28 protein-coding genes, 1 other RNA gene and 1 pseudogene are annotated in these 20271 nt (G+C 49.7%); 8 read left to right on the top strand and 22 right to left on the bottom strand.

Annotated features, from left to right (window positions below; all coding sequences use genetic code 11):
* Positions 1–4 precede the first annotated feature (4 nt).
* From EFB02_RS04680 to EFB02_RS04665, 4 genes are read right to left on the bottom strand one after another with little or no spacing between them, the layout of a single operon-like run.
* Positions 5–805: an MBL fold metallo-hydrolase gene (locus EFB02_RS04680; RefSeq protein WP_234992734.1), complete on the bottom strand. Its 801-nt coding sequence runs from the start codon at positions 803–805 to the stop codon at positions 5–7.
* Positions 790–1605 (bottom strand): glutamate racemase, encoded by an 816-nt coding sequence (gene murI, locus EFB02_RS04675; RefSeq protein WP_200831538.1) that lies wholly within the window; start codon positions 1603–1605, stop codon positions 790–792. Before murI ends, EFB02_RS04680 begins: the two co-directional genes overlap by 16 nt.
* Positions 1606–1614: 9 nt before the next feature.
* Positions 1615–2208, bottom strand: a complete 594-nt coding sequence (locus EFB02_RS04670) for a DUF2017 family protein (RefSeq protein ID WP_122820398.1) — start codon at positions 2206–2208, stop codon at positions 1615–1617.
* On the bottom strand, positions 2205–2501 hold the full coding sequence (locus EFB02_RS04665; protein WP_122820397.1) for an ATP-dependent Clp protease adaptor ClpS: 297 nt from the start codon (positions 2499–2501) through the stop codon (positions 2205–2207). The genes EFB02_RS04670 and EFB02_RS04665 overlap by 4 nt, the downstream gene beginning before the upstream one ends.
* Before the next feature lie 142 nt (positions 2502–2643).
* Between EFB02_RS04665 and EFB02_RS04660 the strand changes: the two genes are divergently transcribed.
* Entirely contained in the window at positions 2644–4038 is a 1395-nt protein-coding gene (locus tag EFB02_RS04660; protein WP_122820396.1) for a nicotinate phosphoribosyltransferase, read from the top strand.
* A gap of 129 nt (positions 4039–4167) precedes the next feature.
* Here EFB02_RS04660 and EFB02_RS04655 read toward each other — a convergent pair whose 3' ends face one another.
* Positions 4168–4476, bottom strand: coding sequence for a DUF3039 domain-containing protein (locus EFB02_RS04655; RefSeq protein ID WP_122820395.1), 309 nt, complete (start codon positions 4474–4476; stop codon positions 4168–4170).
* A 185-nt stretch (positions 4477–4661) separates the two neighbouring features.
* Here EFB02_RS04655 and ssrA point away from each other — a divergent pair.
* Positions 4662–5040, top strand: a transfer-messenger RNA (tmRNA) gene (gene ssrA / locus EFB02_RS04650).
* Positions 5041–5359: 319 nt separating this feature from the next.
* Here ssrA and EFB02_RS04645 read toward each other — a convergent pair.
* The 4 genes and pseudogenes from EFB02_RS04645 to EFB02_RS04635 form a co-directional block, all read right to left on the bottom strand.
* Entirely contained in the window at positions 5360–5566 is a 207-nt protein-coding gene (locus EFB02_RS04645) for a helix-turn-helix transcriptional regulator (RefSeq protein ID WP_122820394.1), read from the bottom strand.
* On the bottom strand, positions 5559–5747 hold the full coding sequence (locus EFB02_RS04640; protein WP_122820393.1) for a hypothetical protein: 189 nt from the start codon (positions 5745–5747) through the stop codon (positions 5559–5561). Before EFB02_RS04640 ends, EFB02_RS04645 begins: the two co-directional genes overlap by 8 nt.
* Before the next feature lie 88 nt (positions 5748–5835).
* Positions 5836–5931, bottom strand: a pseudogene (locus tag EFB02_RS08915) (hypothetical protein); the annotation flags it as partial.
* 118 nt (positions 5932–6049) lie between these two features.
* Complete coding sequence (locus EFB02_RS04635; protein ID WP_122820392.1) at positions 6050–6286, bottom strand: hypothetical protein; 237 nt, start codon at positions 6284–6286, stop codon at positions 6050–6052.
* Between the two features lie 323 nt (positions 6287–6609).
* Here EFB02_RS04635 and EFB02_RS04630 point away from each other — a divergent pair, with 323 nt between their 5' ends.
* Positions 6610–6852 carry a type II toxin-antitoxin system Phd/YefM family antitoxin gene (locus tag EFB02_RS04630; RefSeq protein WP_122820391.1) on the top strand — a complete coding sequence of 81 codons (243 nt, stop codon included), beginning with the start codon at positions 6610–6612 and terminating at the stop codon, positions 6850–6852.
* The gene (locus EFB02_RS04625; protein WP_122820390.1) at positions 6849–7100 is read left to right on the top strand and encodes a Txe/YoeB family addiction module toxin; all 252 of its coding nucleotides are present in this window, start codon (positions 6849–6851) and stop codon (positions 7098–7100) included. Before EFB02_RS04630 ends, EFB02_RS04625 begins: the two co-directional genes overlap by 4 nt.
* 74 nt (positions 7101–7174) lie before the next feature.
* Here the strand turns inward: EFB02_RS04625 and EFB02_RS04620 are convergent, their stop codons facing one another.
* The 9 genes from EFB02_RS04620 to EFB02_RS04580 form a co-directional block, all read right to left on the bottom strand.
* Complete coding sequence (locus tag EFB02_RS04620) at positions 7175–7762, bottom strand: isochorismatase family protein (RefSeq protein ID WP_234992733.1); 588 nt, start codon at positions 7760–7762, stop codon at positions 7175–7177.
* A gap of 104 nt (positions 7763–7866) precedes the next feature.
* Complete coding sequence (locus EFB02_RS08755; protein ID WP_200831537.1) at positions 7867–8295, bottom strand: fibronectin type III-like domain-contianing protein; 429 nt, start codon at positions 8293–8295, stop codon at positions 7867–7869.
* 2 nt (positions 8296–8297) lie between these two features.
* On the bottom strand, positions 8298–8849 hold the full coding sequence (locus tag EFB02_RS08750; RefSeq protein WP_200831536.1) for a glycoside hydrolase family 3 protein: 552 nt from the start codon (positions 8847–8849) through the stop codon (positions 8298–8300).
* Between the two features lie 389 nt (positions 8850–9238).
* A complete protein-coding gene (locus EFB02_RS04605; protein WP_200831535.1) occupies positions 9239–9700 on the bottom strand; it encodes a response regulator in 462 nt (153 codons plus the stop codon).
* 99 nt (positions 9701–9799) lie between these two features.
* Positions 9800–9985 (bottom strand): hypothetical protein, encoded by a 186-nt coding sequence (locus tag EFB02_RS08745; RefSeq protein ID WP_200831534.1) that lies wholly within the window; start codon positions 9983–9985, stop codon positions 9800–9802.
* Between the two features lie 127 nt (positions 9986–10112).
* The gene (locus EFB02_RS04595; RefSeq protein WP_122820387.1) at positions 10113–10409 is read right to left on the bottom strand and encodes a hypothetical protein; all 297 of its coding nucleotides are present in this window, start codon (positions 10407–10409) and stop codon (positions 10113–10115) included.
* A 4-nt stretch (positions 10410–10413) separates the two neighbouring features.
* Positions 10414–11184: an ABC transporter permease gene (locus EFB02_RS04590; RefSeq protein WP_122820386.1), complete on the bottom strand. Its 771-nt coding sequence runs from the start codon at positions 11182–11184 to the stop codon at positions 10414–10416.
* A 16-nt stretch (positions 11185–11200) separates the two neighbouring features.
* Positions 11201–11926, bottom strand: a complete 726-nt coding sequence (locus tag EFB02_RS04585; RefSeq protein WP_122820385.1) for an ABC transporter permease — start codon at positions 11924–11926, stop codon at positions 11201–11203.
* The gene (locus EFB02_RS04580) at positions 11923–12687 is read right to left on the bottom strand and encodes an ABC transporter ATP-binding protein (RefSeq protein ID WP_060920723.1); all 765 of its coding nucleotides are present in this window, start codon (positions 12685–12687) and stop codon (positions 11923–11925) included. The genes EFB02_RS04585 and EFB02_RS04580 overlap by 4 nt, the downstream gene beginning before the upstream one ends.
* A 142-nt stretch (positions 12688–12829) precedes the next feature.
* On the opposite strand from EFB02_RS04580, the gene EFB02_RS04575 reads away from it, so the two are divergent.
* The gene (locus EFB02_RS04575) at positions 12830–13531 is read left to right on the top strand and encodes a response regulator transcription factor (protein ID WP_122820384.1); all 702 of its coding nucleotides are present in this window, start codon (positions 12830–12832) and stop codon (positions 13529–13531) included.
* Between the two features lie 4 nt (positions 13532–13535).
* Positions 13536–14900, top strand: coding sequence for a sensor histidine kinase (locus tag EFB02_RS04570; protein ID WP_122820383.1), 1365 nt, complete (start codon positions 13536–13538; stop codon positions 14898–14900).
* 224 nt (positions 14901–15124) lie between these two features.
* On the opposite strand, the gene EFB02_RS04565 is transcribed toward EFB02_RS04570, so the two are convergent.
* The 4 genes from EFB02_RS04565 to EFB02_RS04550 form a co-directional block, all read right to left on the bottom strand.
* A complete protein-coding gene (locus EFB02_RS04565; RefSeq protein ID WP_122820382.1) occupies positions 15125–15322 on the bottom strand; it encodes a hypothetical protein in 198 nt (65 codons plus the stop codon).
* Between the two features lie 235 nt (positions 15323–15557).
* Complete coding sequence (locus tag EFB02_RS04560) at positions 15558–16091, bottom strand: RNA-dependent RNA polymerase family protein (RefSeq protein WP_500466447.1); 534 nt, start codon at positions 16089–16091, stop codon at positions 15558–15560.
* Positions 16092–17215: 1124 nt separating this feature from the next.
* Positions 17216–18343: an ABC transporter permease gene (locus tag EFB02_RS04555; RefSeq protein WP_122820380.1), complete on the bottom strand. Its 1128-nt coding sequence runs from the start codon at positions 18341–18343 to the stop codon at positions 17216–17218.
* A complete protein-coding gene (locus EFB02_RS04550) occupies positions 18340–19104 on the bottom strand; it encodes an ABC transporter ATP-binding protein (RefSeq protein WP_122820379.1) in 765 nt (254 codons plus the stop codon). Before EFB02_RS04550 ends, EFB02_RS04555 begins: the two co-directional genes overlap by 4 nt.
* A 106-nt stretch (positions 19105–19210) precedes the next feature.
* On the opposite strand from EFB02_RS04550, the gene EFB02_RS04545 reads away from it, so the two are divergent.
* The gene (locus EFB02_RS04545; protein ID WP_122820378.1) at positions 19211–19795 is read left to right on the top strand and encodes a TetR/AcrR family transcriptional regulator; all 585 of its coding nucleotides are present in this window, start codon (positions 19211–19213) and stop codon (positions 19793–19795) included.
* Positions 19796–19995: 200 nt separating this feature from the next.
* Positions 19996–20232 (top strand): hypothetical protein, encoded by a 237-nt coding sequence (locus EFB02_RS04540; protein ID WP_122820377.1) that lies wholly within the window; start codon positions 19996–19998, stop codon positions 20230–20232.
* Positions 20233–20271 lie beyond the last annotated feature (39 nt).

Here is a 20271-nt window from a genome sequence, read left to right as displayed (position 1 = left end):
TCTACTAAAGCTCGAACTGCATCCCGGAACGGGCGATTTCCAGTTCCCCTCGCCAGGTAGTTTTTGCTTCCTGAAGCGGAACTTCGGGGTCGGTCCAAGGTTGAATATGGGTAAGTACCAGTTTCTTAGTTCCCGAGTTTTGGGCAACCCGCCCGGCACGATCCCCCGACATATGAATCCCACGAACCTCGTCATCACTGGTAAAACCACATTCGGAAAAAAACAGATCAGAGTTCGCAGCAGCCTGCACTAAAGTATCGCACTCATCTGAATCCCCCGAGTAAGTGAAGACTGCCTGACCATTTTTACCGGGGCCTTCTACCCGGAAAGAAAACGCAGGAACTGAATGCCAGGCCGCAAAAGGCTTAATCTGCAAAGGACCAACAGTAAATGCTCGTCCCTGCTTAATATGATGAAAATCGAATTCACCACTGAAGTCATCGCGGGGACTAAAACCGTCCAAGCCACGCACCCGGTCTTTGACCCCCTTGGGTGCGTAGACCGGGATAGGCCCGAGAGAACCGCCTGGATGCCAACGTCGATGCACCTGCATAGAAACAATATCTGAACAGTGATCGGCGTGCAGATGCGAGAGTACCACTGCATCTAGTTTCGTGGGATCCGTATAGTTCCAAAGCTGTCCGAAAGACCCTGGCCCTAAATCAAAAACTACCGAGTAGGTGTGGGGTAGCCCGAGAGCATCGGTTCCTTCCGCCTGCACTAGGTAGCAGGAAGCCGGGGAGGTCGGTCCGGACATGGAGCCAGTTACCCCTACTACTGTGACCATCATTAGTTTGTAATGCACTCCTCTTTGATTCCGTTAAAATTTGCCCCCATTATCCGGGAGGCAAGAGCGGTAAAACTATTTTTAGCTTCGGTACAAATAAAATGGTGATCAGCTTTTTCAACCCCGAAAGGACGTAGCATTTTAGCCTTTACCAATTCCCCATAGACTTTTCGTGCTGCTGCCGACGATGATGAAATCAGGGATACGTTTTCTCCCATGAAATAAGAAATCGGCCCGACTAGCAGCGGATAGTGAGTACAACCGAGCACTAACGTATCTATTCCCGCGGCTTTTAGGGGAGTTAAATATTCTTCAGTGACATCGAATAATTCCGGAGAGGCAGTAATACCTTCCTCGGCAAACTCTACAAAACGCGGACAAGCTTGAGTGAAAACTTCCGCCCCCATCCCAGAGAGTTTACGCTGGTAAACCTGGGAGTCAATCGTAGCTCTGGTACCGATTACCCCAATTTTACCGTTACGAGAACGGGTAACTGCATTTTCAACTGCCGGCTGCACCACTTCCACTACCGGAATCCCCTGCTGACCCTGGTAGCGAAACCGCGCTTCATCCAGTACTGCACACGAGGCAGTATTGCAAGCTATGACCAGCATTTTCACTCCCGATTCCACCAGGGAATCCATAATGGATAGGGAATAACGACGCACAGTGTCGAGATCCTTTTCCCCGTAGGGGGTGTGGGCAGTATCCCCCACGTAACGGATCTCTTCGCGGGGCAACACATCTAAAACTGCGCGCGCAACCGTTAGCCCACCGACTCCCGAGTCGAAAATACCGATAGCGGATTCGTTACTCACAAAAATAGCCTAGCTAGGCTGCGGCCAGCTATCTATCGCTTGCAAGAGTGAATCTTGCCACCCGGAGAGCCATTTATAGAAGGAAATAACCAGGACTTTCTCAAATTGTTCATTCCCTGTTTTGGGTTTTAACTGCGCAGACGTTTCTCCATTGGTCTGAGAATCAACCCATAAATCTTCGGGTTCAAGTTTGCCAGATATGGCCAGACGCACATCGTTTATACCGCCAAGCCAATCCCATTCTTCTCCGCTTTTTACGACCAGCACTGAACCGGACTGATCGGAAAGAAGCTGATAGAGACGGTCTAGCCGTTCATATTTTTGAGTGCGCAGTTGGGAATCAGTCAGATCCCGCATAGTTTGCGCGGTTTCCTCATCAACTGATCCTGGAGGCAAGAGCCGATCTAGAGAAGCATTCGGGAGATGAATATCGGCGCCCGATTCCTCATGATCATCCTCTCCGAGCATAGTAGTGATTTCAAAAGGTAATATCGGAGGGTCAAGCAAGGTACGCACTTCGGAAATCGCTTTTAAGAAGAGGCTGCGCTCAACTTCCCCAATCGAACATTCCCATCCCCCGGGAACGGGACGGAAAGCGTTCATTTTGCGTCCGACCTGTCAAGGGTGGCGCATAAACCATAACTGTGTAGCGCCTGCACCAGGGCTTCCATTCTCTCGCGGGTACCCGAGGCTACTTCAGTTTGCCCCTGGTTAAAGATTTCAAGTCGAGTACGCCGCGCTTTTTCGCTGGACATGGAAAACTGGTGAGCTAAAACCCTTTCCACATATCGCGGCTGGTTAACTGGATCTCGCGAGATGGTGACCCGCCATTGCCGCCGACAGGCACTTCCCGAGTATGAAGGAGTCCCCGAACCGGAAACCAGATGATTAACCATACATTCAGGGTATTAAAAAGGATGCACAGAATGGGGGGTTTTGGAAGATGATTTTCTTTAGGCGGGTATTTACCTACCAAATTTTGTTTTCGCCCGCGAGTCGAAAACTGGAATATTAGCTATTTTTGAGTATGCTGAAAATATGAGTTCTTCAGTAAACACCGCTTTGTTAACGGACATGTATGAACTGACCATGGTGGATGCCGCCCTGCAGTCTGGCACTTGGAATCGGGGTGCCATTTTTGAACTATTTGGTCGCCGACTGCCGCCAGCCCGTCGTTTCGGGGTGATGGCCGGCAATGCCCGTATTATCGAGGCTCTCGAACGTTTCGAATTTTCAGCTGATGAAATCGACTATCTTTCCCGAGAAAAGATAGTTAGCGACGACTGCCTTGACTTCCTAAAAACTTATAAATTTAAGGGTAGTATTCGCGGCTACACCGAGGGGGAATGTTATTTTGAATCCTCTCCCCTACTACAGGTTGAAGGTAGTTTTGCGGAATGTGTTTTACTAGAAACACTGCTACTGTCGATCCTTAATCATGACTGCGCGGTCGCCAGCGCGGCCTCGCGGATGACTATCGCCGCCCACGGAAGGCCGTGTGTAGATATGGGAGCGCGGCGCACCCATGAACGCAGTGCGGTTTCTGCCGCGCGCGCCTCCTATATTGCCGGTTTTAAGGGAACTTCCTGCCTAGAAGCTGGCAAACGTTACGGAATCCCTACTATCGGGACGGCCGCACACTCGTTCACTTTGATTCACGACAGCGAAGAGGACGCCTTCCGGGCGCAACTGGCTAACCTAGGACCGGGCACTACCTTACTAGTAGACACCTTTGATGTTCCGCGGGCGGTAAAGCGCGGGGTAAAACTGGCACGGGAAGCTGGCGGAGAACTGGGATGCGTCCGTTTAGATTCGGGAGACCTGGTAGCCGAAGCTTTCAAAGTTAGGGCTTTGCTAGATTCTTTGGACGCACAAAGCACCAAGATTACAGTCACCAATGACCTGGACGAATACGCGATTGCCGCCCTCGGTGCCGCTCCAGTTGATTCCTATGGAGTGGGCACCAAAATGGTAACTGGTTCCGGAATTCCGACTGCCGCCTTAGTTTACAAACTGGTGCAGCGGGTCAATGAGGATGGCTCCATTCACGATGTGGCGAAACGCTCTATCTCTAAATCCACTTTGGGGGGACGCAAGTTCGCAGGCCGCGCCCGCGGCGAGGACGGATACGCCAATGCAGAACTGGTGGTAGTAGCAGATAATGCCGAGCAGGCGCAGGCCGAGTTCGCGCGCCGCAATGCCCGCCCGCTTTTAGTTGATCTAGTTACCGACGGGCAACCCAATTCGCGTTACGTAGGTAAACAGGCTTTGCAAGATGCTCAAAACCATCACTTACAGGCACGTAACGAACTCCCCTACCAGGGCTGGCGGCTTTCAGCAGGGGAAGCAGCGATTCCTACCGAAATTGTCGATCTAACCGATCGCGAGGACGAGGTCGAGGCTCCTAGCGACAATCCAGATCCTCGTCGCTAGAAGATTTTTATTGGACAGTTAACTAAAACGATTAGGGAGCGGCTACCAGTTAGCTAGCTATAAGCTGCAGCCGCTCCCTATTGAAAAAAAGATAGTTTTGCTGGGTAATTTCACCTGGTCAAGTCAGTTTTAACGCGGTCCCCCCGGGGTGCGGAATGGCCAGTCGGGTCCACCGGAGGCATCCATTTCCTTTTTAATTTCTACGCAACGGGGGCAGATCGGATGATTTCGCACCTCGCGAGTGGGTACCCACACCTTGCCACAAAGAGCCACTACCGGCTGTCCGGTAAGGCGTGAAGCCGCCAAGCGGTGCGCCGAGACATAATGCGCGTAACGGTCTTTGTCACCGGGTTCTTGGCGGCGAGTTTCTGGACGCTCCAGAACTCCTAGGCCGCCCTCTCTTTGTACGCCGTCTGGATCTGATAAGCCGTTACGCATTTGCATATCCCCCATCTTAGCGGCTAATAAGGCAAAAATGTTTGCATACCTAAGGTTTTAATAGGTGCTAACACAGATATTTGCTGAGCGCGAAACGGAAAGTGTCACCGTAAGTATTGACTATTAGGGAAAAATCTTTGAGAATGAAAGACGGCGTTCGCGCCGGTTGTTTTTTTAACTTAATAGGGGTCGATCGGTTTCGACAGCTGGTATTGGTTGCAGAGAAGCGTGCCGAGAATGTGGAGTCATCTCGCTAACGTCCTTCACAAAACAATAAGTGCTAAACATAACCGCACTGACTTCGCTCTAGCTGCTTAAGCAGAGCCTTTAAAAGTCCGTCAGCTCCGAGGGTGCTTCTACCTCGGTTCCTGGCGTCGTTTTTCAGGAGCCACTGGCTGCAGTTTTCGTCAATGGGATTGCAGCGACACTTTACAGTGACTGAGCCTATAGAATCTCTAGTTTGCCAAGTAGATTCAGGCTGAGAAAAAGCTCAGGCAAACTGCGCACGGAGAAGAATGCAGGAGTACCAGTTGGACCGGGGTTCGATTCCCCGCGGCTCCACTATGACGAGCTCGAACGGCAAGCAAGTTTGCTTGTTAGTGAGAGTGAGGAAATAGTGCGTAATCCCGTCAGGGATTACCAGCACCACTAGGACGCTCATTTTGATACAAAGTGAGCGTCCTATTTTATTTTCCTCCACTCGAACGTATCAGTTGGGCATCAATATCGCTTTTTCGTTGTTCTCTTGACCCAAAAATCACCCGCTTTTGTTACTGATTAACAGCATCGCTCGGGTAGATATCAACTCCCACCCATCCTATGGAAGAAAAACATGCCGAACCGTCACCCGGAAGGAGTGGTTTCGCATACCCAAAAACGCTATCTATCGACTATGGTTGCCTTTCCCAGGACGCCCCTCATTCCATTTAACGATTGCTTCCCTACGCCACCCAGCGACCGCCCGGTCGTCAAGACCAATCACTACGTCAGGGGCTGGAAGCATCCCCTTAGCTTTATAAGATGCCGCCGTACCGCGAGTGACACCGATTAGGCGCGCTACATCACGCAACGCCAAGAAAGTCTCATTCATCGCCTTTACCTCCAGCGCTCAGATCATATAGACATACTCCCATGGCGATGACCCAAATAACCCACATGGTTACCGTCTTCCAGGTGGCAGCCTGCAGGTCAGTGATGGCTAAGTTAGCGCCACCAATAGCGATAAGACACCCTAAGGTTCCGAGATGTCCCTTAAACTTTTTTCGATTCATGTTTCTTTAGCGGTGTTGGCTGGTAGAATCTGACCTAGGCGGGGTCGAAGTAGCTACTTTCTATTTCGACCCCGCCAGACCTTACCGGCTAGTTTTCGTCTTTATGGAAGTGATCCCACAAGGCAAGTAGTAGACCGGCTAGGGCTAACAGGTTCCCCAGGTCAGTTTTATCTGTAGTCCTGCAACCGCACCCTCCTTTCGTTTTCTACTCTCCTCTAACCGCAAATTAACTTACCATTACACGGTATACGTTTAGCATACTGAAAACAGAATTTGTAGAACCAGAACAACAAACACAGGCATTAGATACCAAGCCAATCCAGCAGGCGCGGGAAGGTCGCGAACGCGGGCTGAGCGTTCGCCCGCGCCAGTGATTTTTGGAGGCTGTGCTCCGAAAACCCTTGCTGGTGCGCAGCACCGCCGATTCCCCGCGGCTCCACCATGACGAACTCGAACGGCAAGCAAGTTTGCTTGTTAGTGAGAGTGAGGAAATAGTGCGTAATCCCGTCAGGGATTACCTGCACCATTAGGACGCTCATTTTGATACAAAGTGAGCGTCCTATTTTTATGCCCTAAAACCTGGCGTTTTGCCTTGTCGGGGTTGTTTTATCGATTTAGGTGGCTGTGCTGGTTAACTGTTGGAAACGTCGCTGGCTCGGCACAGTTTGTCAGATTCCTAGGCTGACGGAAGGTTCCGATAAACAAGCGCCAAAAAGTATTTCTATCCACCAATGGGCGAAAATAGGCTTGTTTATGGGTTAATACCCAAAACCCACCTGAAAACAGGTGGTTATTTTTCACCTAAATTACAGCTATGCTCATTCATGTACGTTAAACCGTACTAGCTAAAGAAGGAAGAAAAATGACTGCCATAAGTGTCACCAAAGCCCGAGCCAACCTATACCGACTCGTAGATCAAGCCAACGAAGAATCTCAAACCATCACCATCACCGGCAAACGTGGCAACGCAGTATTAATAGGTGAAGACGATTGGAGCGCAATCCAAGAAACCCTTTACCTAAACTCGATCCCAGGTATGAGCCAATCGGTCATCGAGGCCGACCAAGAAGGTATTGAAGCTGCTAGCAATAGGCTGGACTGGTGAGTAACTGGAAAATCGTCTACTCAAAAGCCGCACAAAAAGACGCCAAAAAACTTGCCAGTAGCGGTCTTAAACCAAAAACACAAAAACCATTAAACGTTTTAGCTCAAGATCCATTCACTAATCCGCCACGCTACGAAAAGCTTGTCGGAAACCTATCCGGCTACTATTCACGAAGAATCAATATCCAACACCATCTGGTCTACAAAGTATTACCAGAACAAAAAACAGTTCTCGTGTTGCGGATGTAGACACACTATGAATAAAACGCATGGAACAAAATAACCCTCCTGGAGCGTACGCAGCGTGGTGTCGTGGCAGGCCTTTAAGCCGGGACTTTTTCTCGCACCCTTCCGCCCGCGGCTTCAATTTCCCTCAGCGATTCTGCCGCTCGTTCTTGGGAGACCGGGGCGGTCTTGTCCGCGAATACCGTCACGGTGAAGCCGTCGTCAAGGGCATCCAGGGCGGTTGCCCGCACGCAGTGATCCGTGGCGATGCCGACCACGTCCAGGTGGGTGATGTTGCGATCCTTAAGCCATGCTGACATCGTTTCGCCCGAAGATGCGTGGCCCTCGAAGCCAGAGTAGGCGGCCTCGTATTCGCCCTTGTAAAAGACCTCGTCAACCTCAGATGCGTCGATCTGGGGGCCAAAGTCAGCGCCCGTGGTGCTCTTCACGCAGTGCGGGGGCCAGGAGTCCACGAAATCCGGGTTATCCGAGAAGTGCGTGCCCGGGTCGATGTGCCAGTCTTTGGTAGCCACGATGTAGGCGTAGTCATTGCCATGCTCGCGCACATAGTCCGCGACGGCGGCGGCAGCAACATTGCCCATCTTAGTGCCGAGCGATCCACCGGGAAGAAAATCGTTCTGTAGATCAACCAACACCAAAACCGAAGAATCACGAGAGGTAGTCACAACAGTCATTCTAGACAACCGCGTTGTTATTAAAAGGGAAGCGGATCTCCCGGAAACATAAAAGGAGGAGCACCCATAAAGGTGCTCCTCCGATTAACGCGAGCTTAGCGCGTGATGGTTTTGATGAACGGGGTGTCCTCGCTGGAGGTGCCCACGTAAACCTTGTATTCGCCATCGCGGATAACGAAATCTTCCGCAGCCTTGCACCAGACACCGAACGGGTGGTTGGTGGCGGCCGGGTCGATGACGATGGTCGCGGTCTTGCTCTCGCCGGGCTCGAGCTGAACCTTCTGGAAACCAACCAGACGCTTCGGCGGCTGACCGTCCTCGGGGATGCCCAGGTAGACCTGGACGACCTCAGCGCCAGCACGATCGCCGGTGTTGGTCACCTTGGCGGTCACGGTGACGGGGGCGTCGGTGAGCTTCTTCGTGTCTACCGCAACATCGCTGAGCTCGAAGGTGGTGTAGGACAGGCCGTGCCCGAAAGCGAACAGCGGCTTGATGCCCTGCGACTGCCACCAGCGGTAGCCCATATTCAACCCTCGGAGTAGCAAATAACCGGGTAGCCGGCATCCTCTTCCACGCCTGGGTGGCGCTCGGGATGGTTGGAGTAGATGGTGTCCTCTTCGCGAGCCGGGTAGGTGGTCGAAACCTTGCCGGACGGGTTGATGCGGCCGAAGAGAAGATCGGCGACGACGTGGCCGTCCTCAGTGCCCTGGTTCCAAACCTCAAGGATGGTCGGGGCCTTGTCCTGCCAAGGCATGAGCACGGGAGCGGAGTCCTTCATCACAACGACGGTCTTGTCGTTGAGGCCAAGCAGCTCGTCGAGCATCTTGTTCTGGTCGTTGAACATGTTGGCGTTCTTCATGTCAGCGCCCTCGGTGGCCACCAGGCCAGCCATCAGAACAACCAGATCGGCTTCCTTGGCGGCCGCCTTGGCCTCGTCCAGGTTGGACAGGTCGTTGACAACGACAACCAGGTTGACCTTGGCTTCCGAGCCCATCTCCTTGAGCACGTCCTCCATGCCCGGAGCCGGGTCGACGGTGTACAGCGGGTCGACCTTGGACGAACCTCCGCCTTCAGACACTGCTCATATTTCCACATGAAACGAGTGAACACTAAGTATGTCAAGTAGCTACGTTCGTATTTAGGAACATATCCATGAACTTTTTAACGATAGCTTAAGGCTATCGTTAAAAAGTATTACCTCGACAAACTGGGAGTTAACTATATAACAATAGAACAAATATTATTTATAGCATGATCTAAAAGGTCAATATACTTCCAGTATTCTGTCGGAAAGTTTAGAATTTCACTCATATCATTTTGATCAAAGTGGTAAACAATATGCCTCATTACTTGATTTTGAATAAAATATAAATCTCTTAATTCTGCATGAGTTATACTTTCCAATTTACTAACATAAGCATATAGGTCATAAAAAGACTTCTCGTCAACTATAGTTTCCTTTATTTTTTACATGAAGAAGATAGATTTATTTAGTGCCTTTATTTTTGCAATCAAATCACAATCTGTTTTACAGCAGAAAACGCCGCCATAAAATTTTGTCTGCGTTTCAAGCAGGGAATCGTCGTTGCTAGACATAAGCAGGAAAGGAACAGAGATTCCTTTTTGACGAATATCTTCAAGCAAATCCAATCCTGTGCCAGCTTTCATATTGAAATCGGAACATATTGCATCTACGGTAATTGCTTGAAGAATATTCCATGCGTCCTTGACGCCTGTGGCCGTAATCGTATCAAAATCACTGGATAGCACGGTTGACAGGGTTTCCAGAAATTCCGTGTTGTCGTCTACTATCAGCATTCGCTTCATATCATTCTGTCGCTTATTCCACGGTAACCTGGATCGTGCCTGAATAATATGTGCCGGTAATCCCGATGTAGTTTGCGCCTTCTTGAAGCTGAACAGTAACATTTCCTCTGGCAGATTCAGAAAGCACTTGTTCCTCTAAATCCGGTGAGATGTAAATGAGCTGACATTCTCCGTCGAGGGAATCAAACTGGTATCGGATCACTATTCACGGCACTCATTTTCTTTGAGGTCGGTGTCTACAACGAAAATATCCTGTCCATTAACTCCAGTTACAGAAGCGTCATAGGTGGACAGAAAAGCATCGTTGTCCGAAGTCCGGCTGCCCTCAAAGGACTGATATGGGGTGACAAGAGCGTTGCTTTTCCCAATCACCGCATCATCGCTCAACTGCTCTGCTCCGTCTTTTAGGTTATCACTTAACCTATCGAGGCCGGAGCAGGCAGTACAAGCCAGCAAAGAAACCGCGATCAGGCATCATCCAATAAATTTCCCAACTCTACGCATAACTGTTTCTTCACTGAACGAAAGTAAGGAACATGGCAAGTGCGACAGTTCCCACCATCAGCAGCAGCCAAAAAACGCTGATTGCAGTTGATACAATATTGATTATGCTGCGGCTTTCCCTGCTCCGCACACATACCACCGAAAGAATCAGACCCAGCAGGACAAAAGCGATATTGGCTCCGGTCCAAGCGGTTCGGACTCCATCCGACAGCGAAAGGTGCAGAAGCGATGGGGCAAGAGCCGCCAGCGGTATGATGCTCACAATGAGCGCAGCGATACTAACTGGTTGAAGTTTTTTCTTTTCCATAGTTTTATCTCATTTCTTTTTTCCCAAATTGGGTGACAGCCAGCGCGATAAACAGGCCGAACACTACAATCGCGCACGGCAGGAACGGAAACACCGAAAACGAAAAAGCGGCGTCGGAAGTTTCTGCTGTAAAGTCATGGAGAGAGCAGGAAACGAGATAACCGCTGTAACAGTACGGGTAGGCGATCCACAGCGGCGTATTCGCAACCAATACACCGGGAATCACAAGCAGCAGATTTAATCCCACAGAAAGAAGCGGTTTTTCAAACAGCACAGTGATGGCCCACATAGCCGCAATGCACGGCAGCATAGTCAGAAACAGCGCCAAGCACCATTTCAGAAGATATAGGATCGGCAGGGTTTCTGTTACTCCCATTGTCTGTGTCGCAATCAGCCCAGCGATTACAAATACGACAAGAAACACCACCATCTCCATAAACAGATAAAAGGTAAGCACACAGAATTTGGCAATGGATAATGCGCAGCGGCTGACCGGTAGCGCCAGCATTTTCAGAATCCCGTTATTTCCTGTTTCTCGTCCTGCGATCATCACGCAAACCACGATCATGCTGAATGGAAGCAGATAGTAGGCGTAAACAAGCGCACTTTGAATAAACATGGCAGGCCACGCATTGGTGTATTCCGGTGTAAAGTAGTTGCTCAAATTCGCAACCCCGAAAACCACCACCAATAAAGGTGCAATGAAAATCAGGGGTACGATTTTGGAGCGTTTTACTTTCATAAACTCGATTTTGAGTAAATCCAAAAAGCTCATTTCTTATTATCCCTCCTTACTCGTAGCGTCTGTACTTCGCCAGCCACAAGCCCACAGCAAGGAACAACAGTGTTTCCACCAAAGCGACAAGGGCAACCGTCGAATCAGGCTGGGCGCTCTTGGCTACTGCTGGTTTCAGAATAATCACAAAAGGATGCACCAGCAAAAGCGTCAGCCCCGAATTTGCAAGGGCCATAGCACTCAGAAAACCGGCAACACCAATTCCAAGCGGCACCCACATATTTTCAAAGCGCGAGGAAATCAGCAGCATAAACGACAGTACCGGCATGGATGTGAGAAAAGAGTATCCGGCAAAGCGTACCAGAGTACCCATCTCAAATGCTCCATTCGGCAAGTCCGTCATTCCGATCTGTGCAAGTGCCAGGTTTTGCAGCACGATTGCAATCAAAAACATGACCGTCAGAATCAGAAATTTGCACAGATACATGGCCGGGACGCTGACGGGAAGCATATACATCTTCTTTACGGCACTTCCCTTAAATTCCATGTTGTAGATCATGCAGGTAGCAATTACGATACCGAACAGATTCAGCACCATAATCATGCCGTAGAGCTGGGTCAACAAGACATCCATCGGGGCAAGCGGCAGATTCAGAAGTATGTCTTTCCGCACAATGAAATTGACAAATGCGTAGGCGGCTCCCAAGACACCAACGGCCAGCAGCACGGGAATCACGCCGGTTCGCTTTTCTTTCCGAAGTTCGATTGCCAGCGTTTTCATAATTTTGCCCTCTGCTTTCTGTCCCTGTTATCTTTCTCAACCATAGAAAGGAACACATCTTCCAGATTGTCCGCAGCGAAGCCGGATTGCAGGGCGTATTGACGCAGATCATTCATGCTTCCCTCAAACAGCAGCCGCCCGTGGTTGAGAATCCCAATGTCATCTGCAATCAATTCGATTTCAGACAGCATATGGGACGAGATCAGCACCGTGCAGTCGTAAAGGCTGGGCAAGGATTTTACCAGATTGCGGATTTCGTGGATACCAGACGGGTCAAGACCGTTTGTGGGTTCGTCCAGAATCAGAATCGGCGGACGCCCCAAGAGCGCCCCGGCAAGGCCCAAGCGTTGCTTCATTCCCAGCGAATACTGTTTTGCCAGCCGGTCGCCAAACTCGGTCAGCCCTACCAGTTCCAGAGCATCTTCCACATCAGCTTTCGGCAGTCCCAAAATGCGGCGGATAATGTCAAGATTTTCCCGCCCGGTGAGATTTGCGTAGAAAGATGGCGCTTCGATGAAAGAGCCGATCTCTTTGAGAATGGCAATCCGATCCTGCGGAAACTGTTTCCCATCAATGGTAAAGCTGCCTTTTGTGGGAGCGGTCAACCCCAACAGCATTTTCATGGTAGTGGATTTGCCTGCCCCGTTCGGGCCAAGAAAACCATAAATGCTGCCCTTGCGAATATGAAGCGAAACATGATTGACCGAAGTGAAGTTCTTATATTTCTTGGTCAAATGTTCCGTTGTAATGATGTAGTCCATAGAAGCATCTCCTTTCGATGCTTCTACGGTACAAGTTCAACCTGACATCTACATTCTCCCGTCCTTACTTTTACCTTACTTTTTGAGGATGCCCTCCGCAGACTTTAAATCCTTTTTTATAATACTTTCGGGAGGTGACGCTATGGACAACTCTTTTCTGCATCGGAAGAAGCTCTTGCTTGTAGACGATGAGCCAGATTTGCTGAAAATGGTATCCGATATTTTAAGCGATGCTGGTTTTGAAACGGTACTTACTGCCGCAACGGTAAAAGAGGCTATAATAGCGGCAGAAAAAGAAAAACCCGACTTGATGGTTTTGGATGTCATGCTGCCAGATGGGGACGGCTTTTCCCTGATGAAGCAGCTCCGCACTTTTACAAATGTGCCAATCATCTTTCTGACCGCAAAAGACGAAGCAGCAGACAAGTTGGCCGGTCTTGGCCTTGGAGCAGACGATTATATTTCAAAGCCGTTTATGCCGCAGGAGCTATTACTGCGTGTCTATGCGATTTTGCGCCGAACTTATAAAGAGGACAGCCCGCGGGTTTTCCTGGATGGATGTACGATTGATTTTAGCCGGGCAGAGGTCAACAAGGGCGGCGAGATTATCCCCCTGACCGCAAAAGAGCATACCCTGCTGGGAACGCTGGCCCGCAACGAGGGAAAGATCGTTACGGTTGACGCTCTTTGTGAAGCATTATGGGGCGACAATCCTTTCGGCTATGAAAATAGCCTGAATGCCCATGTACGGCGGATTCGGGAAAAAATTGAAGCCGATCCCTCAAAGCCCGTTTCCCTGATTACGATCAAGGGGCTGGGTTATAAACTGATTACAAGGAAGTGACGCCTTGAAATCTTTTGGAACCTATATTTCAAAGCACTTGGCGTCTTTCGCTGCATTTCTTTTGATCCTGGTAATTGTCAATGTCGTTCTGTATGGCGTGACTTTCTATCACACAGTTTCAGAGGATTACGGAGAAGCGTCCCCGCGCGCCATGCTTGAGCTGACCTCTACTGCGGCTACCACAGAAGGTTTGCCCGATTACGCAGAGCAGAAATTGCGCCAGTACAATATCTGGGCCATGTATCTAACGTCAACGGGCGAATGCTTCTGGCGGCTCGATGTGCCACAAGAAGTGCCGCAACATTACAGCATTCAAGAGGTAGCTTTATTTTCCAAAGGCTATCTGGAGAATTATCCTGTTTTTGTCTGGAGTACAGAGGATGGATTGTTAGTTTTAGGGTATCCAAAGAATAGCTATATGAAGCTCACCAGCAACTACTATTCCATGGAGACTATTCAGAAAATTCCTCTCTATGTGATAGGAACGTTGGGCATGGATGTGCTGTGCCTGTTTTTGGCCTACTATTTTTCAAAACGCAGGATCATCCAGAACACGGAACCGATTGTAGATGCCATTGAAACATTGGCCGATGGCAAACCCGTTTCTCTCCATATTGATAGAGAGTTATCCGAAATTGCGAACAGCGTAAATAAAGCCTCTCTGATATTAAGCAGGCAAAACGAAGCCAGAGCCAACTGGATCAGCGGGGTCTCTCATGACATCCGAACTCCGCTTTCTATGATTATGGGCTATGCAGACCGGATCGCCGCAGACAAAATAGCCAGTGAGGGGGTAAAAGAGCAGGCTGTGATCGTGCAAAAGCAAAGCGCCAAAATCAAAGAACTCGTGCAGGATTTGAATTTAGTGTCTCAACTGGAATATGAAATACAGCCGCTTCACAAGGAGAAAATACGCCTGTCCAAACTCCTTCGTTCCTATGTGGCGGAACTGCTCAATTCCGGGATTTCGGATGCCTATACGGTTGAAATTGAACTTGCGCCAGAAGTAGAAAATGCCAGGCTGGAATGTGATGCCCGCTTGATTTCACGGGCAATCAACAACCTTGTGCAGAACAGCATCAAACATAATCCAGGAGGCTGCGAAATTCGGCTTGATCTGGAAAATGCACATGATGGTCTTACGCTCTCTGTTGCAGATAACGGAGTAGGTCTGTCTCCTGAAAAGCGACAAGAGCTAGAAGAAAAGCCGCACTACATGGAAAGTATAGATGAGCGTCTGGACTTGCGGCATGGATTGGGGCTTTTGATTGTTCAGCAGATTGTGGCGGCACATAAAGGCACAATGCAAATCGAAAACGTAGTGCCACATGGATGTAAGACGCTATTGACATTTCCGAATTCTGATTAGTTCACAGAAATATGAATTATAAAGTTTAAGAAAACTGCATATGGCATCATTCCACGGACAATCTATGAAATATAGAATGTATGTGGGTGATGCTAAATGGCAAAAGTTAAAGACTGCCCTGGATTTGAAAGCTTCGGTGCGGATGTAAAAGAAGCACGGAAGGCGAAGAACCTTGCACGAAAAGATTTAAGGAATAACTATTTCTTTAGCTCTGTATTTTAATTTTATGTCATCACCATATTTTTATTATTTTTTATAAAATCTACTTCTATAAGATTTCCTATTTCACTATTAAAGTAATTGATTACAGATTCGCATTCTTCTCTCCAATCAATCCAAATTAAAACATTACTTTCCCAAAAGTCATCAATATTATCTGGATATAATAAAAATTTTCTTACGCTTTCGTATTTATTATTCATAAAACCTTATCCTCAACAAATTCAAGTTTTGCGCAATTGTATCAATTCAGTGTGCTCGTAGTGGAGCCGCGGGGAATCGAACCTTTAAGGGCTGGCGCGGGAAGGCAGCGAACGCGGGCTGCGCGTTCGCCCTCGCCAGTAGGATTTTTGCGGTTATTGCCAAATTTATTGAGCTTCTACCAAAATCGGGATCACGTGTAGTTGTCGCAGCGGTCTTCGGAAAGCAACGCGGGAATTATTGCGTTACTTCACCAATCGATAATGCCCTTCTCAAGTTTGTTTCCCGTGTTTCCCCGTACCAATGCTCGATTCCTTTCGCAAAAGCGATTAATCCTTGCAGATGGTTTAGGAAACTCAATACTGGGGGCGGGGTGCCTTTAGCGTGCGCCACGTGTTGCTGGAGCCCAAATTTAGCAATTCCGCGTATGTGGTAGTCAATATTTTTCTTAAACGCGGTATCCAGACGAACGCTATCGTCCACTTGCAGACCCAAAATCAGCTTCTTAGACCCAGGTGGTACTACCCTGGTTTTGCCTTGGTTTATCCGAAAACCATGTTTTAGTACGGCTCGATTGACGTCACGGATCATTAAACCTGCGAAACCGCGGTCAAAATGTTCATGATCAGGGCACGGGGAGAAAAATAAATAATCACAGTACCGCGAATATCTTAAACCGTTACACAGGGCTAAAGACGCAAGCTCTTTATCGAGTTCACCCGCACAAATATTGGCGATAATCCCCGAGGTAGGGGCTCCTTGCGGAAGCACTCCGCGAATGATCTTCCCCGCGCTGTCTCGATACCTCGGGTAGGGACCATCGCTGCTATCTATTGATAATTCGAGCTTTGTGTAGTTCCGCGCCGCCGGGGTTATTTCGAACTTTTCGTTATATAAGTGCCTGAATATTACGTCCTAGATTCTTATCCGGCAGAAAAGTCGTCAGACGCGCTAGTTCAAACGCGACAAGCTCTTTATATCCAATAGCTTTAAAGAGTTCATATACTCGAGCCTCGGAAATTCCCCCAAAGAAATCTTTGAGATCGAACTTGAGAAGCCCATTTAGCGCCTATATGTACGGCGGCACAGTCTTCAATTGAACGCCCTGGGCGATACGCATAGGCGGCAGGTGAAACCATATCGTCGGTGAAGCAATGCCGCAGTATCCATCTCTGTAAACTTTTCAAACTGGAACTTGGTTCCGACAATATCCGCCTGCCACCAGAATGCTTTGGGACACTTCGATACTTGTAGTACAACGGTACTTTGCGCAGCGGGGTAGTTTTATCGTGATCGAGCCAGATTTCTGCCGTATTGTGGCTGCTGATTGCTACATGTGCAGAGGGATATAAAATCGATTCTTCTGGATTCTCTAGGTTAGGCAAACGCAGAAGATGCCTAAGCGAGTTAATCTGCGCGGGCGCGACTTTTGCTGGTTTCACTATCGGGTTGAAGGGAGGGAGTTCCGTAACGATCTACTGTGAGCCTAGGGCTTTCTTTTGCCACGACGTGTCAAATTCCATGTCAATCTGTGAACCAATGGCAGGGTAATCCCCTACTGTCCTGATTGACAGAGGCACGCGAATCGCGAGCCTTCATCACTAGAGCCGTCGGTGACTCTCTCCTTTCAACCCTGGCATTTATATTAGATCTCGATGCGGATCTTTTTGCCGTAATTGTAAAGATACCGGGCGGGAATCTTAGCCGGAAGATATCTTCCGCAACTCTTTTGGCAGAATTATGGTAGCTGCGGTTGCTTTGCGACCAAGATTTTTAAAGACCCCAGAACTCCGGCTATCGATATCGGACCATGTGGGTTTATGATTCTCGGCAGTCATCTGCAGTTTTGGGTATACCGCGTCCGGACGAGTTACACCCCACTGGATTTCAGGGTTTCACCAGGCTCGCCGGCGACGCAATACCGCGATATTGGCTGAGATAAACACCAGGGAAAATCCCGACAACACCAGGATAGGCAGCCAAATGTCACTGATTCCGCTACCTCGAATAATTACCCCTTGCAGCGCGTTCGCCGTGTAGTACAGCGGCACGGCATGACCGATTGCATCCCACACCGGATTAAGGGAAAAGATACCGCATAAGAAAATCTGGGGAATTACCACGATGGGGATAAATTGCACCATCTGAAATTCGCTGGACGCCAAGTTGGAAATAAGAATCCCCATGGTGAGTGCACACAGGGCAGTAAGGGCGTTTATTAGCAGCACCAGCCAGATGCTGCCCACTACCTTCATGCCGATTACGTAAATAACAAATAGGGTAACTAGCACCGTCTGGATCAGCGCCAACAGGGAAAAGCCAAGCGTGTAGCCAGCTACAATCTCCCAGCGCCTAATGGGGGTTGCCAGCATTCGCCCCAACGTGCCGGAAGTACGTTCGGTTAGAAAGTTAATTCCGGCAATCAGGAACACCAGGAAAAACACGATCAGCCCCACCAGGGCTGCTCCATAGGAATCGAAAATACTAGCGTCCTCCTGCCCGTAAACATAGTTGGTGCTGACTTCCGGGCTGGCGATCGCTCCGGCAGGCAAGTGGATAGGTAGGGCAGACAGCCGGTCTTTTATGGCTTGTTGGGTCTCCTCCTGTAAGGCGGAGGCGATCGCTGCCTGTACTTTTGCCGCGTCTGCAGCGGAAGTGCCGTCTAGATAAATATCTATTTTCGACAGGTCACTACCTACATTAACCGCGGCGAGGGCGCCCTCTTCGGTAACGGCGGCACGTAACTGGGCATTAGTGGCGGCGGGAGCGTCCGCTGCTGGCTCCTTCCAATCATCACCCTTCAAATTGGTGACGGCGATATCTACTTTGTCGCTATTTTCCAGAGTTTTTACAAAGCCTTGCGGCGCGTTTCCTACCGCTACTATGCAGGTGGATCCGGCACCGGTCAGGATCAGGTACAGCAGTCCCAGTATCAGCAGTGGGGCGACCAGTACTAGCGCCATGGTGCGGCGGTCGTGACGCAGACCGGAAAGTACCCGCTGGGCGAGGGTAAAAGCGTTCATTTCACGGCCTCCTGGCGGCTAGTATCTGGGCTGCTCACAGCTTCTTCACCGGATGCAAACTTTATGAATGCTTGCTCAAAGGTAGAGGTACCCGCCCGCTTAATAAGTTCTGAGGCGCCGCCTACGGCAAGCACCTGCCCATCGCGCATCATCGCGAGCTGGTCGCATTTTTCGGCTTCATCCATCACATGGGTGGTGATTAGCACGGTAATCCCCGCGGTAGCCAAGGAACGCAGCTCCTTCCAGATTTCGCTGCGAAGCAGGGGGTCGATTCCCATCGTGGGTTCATCTAGTACCAGCAGGCGCGGGTTATGCAAGAGGGCGACAGCCAGCGAAAGCCGTTGCAGCATTCCTCCAGAATAGTTTTGCGTCTGGGTATCTAAGTCTTCGCTCAAGCGCACTAACTGCGCCATAACGCTGATCCGCTCTTTTAGTTGCTGGCCGCGCAGCCCATAGAGTTTGCCAAAAAACTCGAGATTCTCCCTGCCGGTAAGTAGCGGATATAGGGCAGCCGCCTGAGCCATATAGCCAGTTTGCCTGGCGCTAACGCAATTTGGCGCGCCCTCATCAAAGATATTTACGCTGCCCGCGGTGGGTTTGAGTAGCCCCATAAGGATTTTCACTAAAGTCGTTTTCCCACATCCCGAGGGGCCGATCAGCGCAAAAATACTCGCTTCCGGTATATTCAGGCTTACCTCGCGTAATGCTTGTTTTTTGCCGTAGCGCATGGAAACGGAATTGATTGATACCGCTGCAGGCATCGCTACCACCTCCAGGTCATCGTTTAGTCACAAAAAGTTGCTTTCTGAGCATCATTATAACCCCATTTAGATACGGAGCGTATCTAAACTAAGTTACAATATAAATATGACCCCAATGAAAGAACGCCGAGCGCGTCGCAGCAACGAAGAACTGCGACAGGCGATCGCAGAAGCGGTGCTGGCAGAGTTTACTGAAGGCGGTTATCAGGGCGTCACCTTCGAGGGGGTGGCACGCCGGGCGCGTACCAGCAAACCGGTGCTGTATCGCCGTTTCCCTAGCCGCGCACATATGGTGATTTTCGCGTTATTCGATGTCGCAAAACCGCTGATCTCTCAGATTCCTACCAACCAAGGTTTGGAAGCCGGGTTACACGCAGCGGCACGTACCTTAGCTGCCCGTGCCCAAGCGGTCGGCGTGGCAAACATTATCGCCTTAATGAGTGAACTCACCCCCGAGACAAGAGCGATTTTTGCTTCCGCCACCACTCATCCGGGTCTGGCACTGCTCGAACAGCTCTACCAGCAGGAAGTTGCAGCCGGACGCTTAGACGAGGGCGTACTTAACGAAAACTTCATCCGTTTCCCGCTGGTACTCCTGATGGGAGAAATCCTCACCCGCGGAGAGGCCGATGCTAAAACACTGGTAAACCTGATCGACACGATTGTGATTCCAGCTCTAAAAACTTGCTGAATAGGCTCTAATACCTTTGCGAAACTCAAACGGTCGCTACCAGCCCTGCGAGACGAGAATCTTTTAAGCGAACAGTCAAGCTAAAACTATCGGGACTTTTCTCAGTCAGGAGAGCGGCCGCTGTAGAGTAGCTACAAGTGCGTATCTAGCTAAGAATCTACACGATTATTAACCGCGCCCGATGTTAAGGAGCAGCACCAATGATGGGGTACCTAGACGCCTGGGACATGGTTCTTGCCACCATTAGCAAGGCGGGTCGCACTGACCTACTAGAAAACCTAATAGAGCTGGAAATCCACGATGGCCCCGATCTTGATCTGGCACTTGATTGGGCAAGCGCCGCCGGTATCTCCCTATCTGATGAAATAGAGAAATTAGCGCGGGAGTTAGTTGCTGGTGGCGATCTGGAACCAGAAGCCCTAGAAGCATTCGAGTAATTGAAAATTAATCAATATACGCCCGCTAATCGCTTGGGA

Origin of the sequence: Varibaculum vaginae (genome assembly GCF_900604285.1) — a bacterium.
In the GTDB taxonomy this organism is placed as follows: Bacteria; Actinomycetota; Actinomycetes; order Actinomycetales; family Actinomycetaceae; genus Varibaculum; species Varibaculum vaginae.
Note: the sequence above shows the minus strand (reverse complement) of the source record. Positions and strands in the feature narration are given on the sequence as shown.

Coding starts and splice junctions, on each gene's coding strand:
- EFB02_RS04605 (WP_200831535.1), bottom strand. CDS start 9,700: ATGTTACTGTTCAGCTTCAAGAAGGCGCAAACTACATCGGGATTACCG.
- EFB02_RS04575 (WP_122820384.1), top strand. CDS start 12,830: ATGGACAACTCTTTTCTGCATCGGAAGAAGCTCTTGCTTGTAGACGAT.
- EFB02_RS04580 (WP_060920723.1), bottom strand. CDS start 12,687: ATGGACTACATCATTACAACGGAACATTTGACCAAGAAATATAAGAAC.
- EFB02_RS04555 (WP_122820380.1), bottom strand. CDS start 18,343: ATGAACGCTTTTACCCTCGCCCAGCGGGTACTTTCCGGTCTGCGTCAC.
- EFB02_RS04630 (WP_122820391.1), top strand. CDS start 6,610: ATGACTGCCATAAGTGTCACCAAAGCCCGAGCCAACCTATACCGACTC.
- EFB02_RS04565 (WP_122820382.1), bottom strand. CDS start 15,322: ATGAATAATAAATACGAAAGCGTAAGAAAATTTTTATTATATCCAGAT.
- EFB02_RS04585 (WP_122820385.1), bottom strand. CDS start 11,926: ATGAAAACGCTGGCAATCGAACTTCGGAAAGAAAAGCGAACCGGCGTG.
- EFB02_RS04665 (WP_122820397.1), bottom strand. CDS start 2,501: ATGGTTAATCATCTGGTTTCCGGTTCGGGGACTCCTTCATACTCGGGA.
- EFB02_RS04545 (WP_122820378.1), top strand. CDS start 19,211: ATGACCCCAATGAAAGAACGCCGAGCGCGTCGCAGCAACGAAGAACTG.
- EFB02_RS04540 (WP_122820377.1), top strand. CDS start 19,996: ATGATGGGGTACCTAGACGCCTGGGACATGGTTCTTGCCACCATTAGC.
- EFB02_RS04645 (WP_122820394.1), bottom strand. CDS start 5,566: ATGAATGAGACTTTCTTGGCGTTGCGTGATGTAGCGCGCCTAATCGGT.
- EFB02_RS04660 (WP_122820396.1), top strand. CDS start 2,644: ATGAGTTCTTCAGTAAACACCGCTTTGTTAACGGACATGTATGAACTG.
- EFB02_RS04635 (WP_122820392.1), bottom strand. CDS start 6,286: ATGAGCGTCCTAATGGTGCAGGTAATCCCTGACGGGATTACGCACTAT.
- EFB02_RS04640 (WP_122820393.1), bottom strand. CDS start 5,747: ATGAATCGAAAAAAGTTTAAGGGACATCTCGGAACCTTAGGGTGTCTT.
- EFB02_RS04655 (WP_122820395.1), bottom strand. CDS start 4,476: ATGCGTAACGGCTTATCAGATCCAGACGGCGTACAAAGAGAGGGCGGC.
- EFB02_RS04595 (WP_122820387.1), bottom strand. CDS start 10,409: ATGGAAAAGAAAAAACTTCAACCAGTTAGTATCGCTGCGCTCATTGTG.
- EFB02_RS04550 (WP_122820379.1), bottom strand. CDS start 19,104: ATGCCTGCAGCGGTATCAATCAATTCCGTTTCCATGCGCTACGGCAAA.
- EFB02_RS08755 (WP_200831537.1), bottom strand. CDS start 8,295: ATGGGCTACCGCTGGTGGCAGTCGCAGGGCATCAAGCCGCTGTTCGCT.
- EFB02_RS04590 (WP_122820386.1), bottom strand. CDS start 11,184: ATGAGCTTTTTGGATTTACTCAAAATCGAGTTTATGAAAGTAAAACGC.
- EFB02_RS04670 (WP_122820398.1), bottom strand. CDS start 2,208: ATGAACGCTTTCCGTCCCGTTCCCGGGGGATGGGAATGTTCGATTGGG.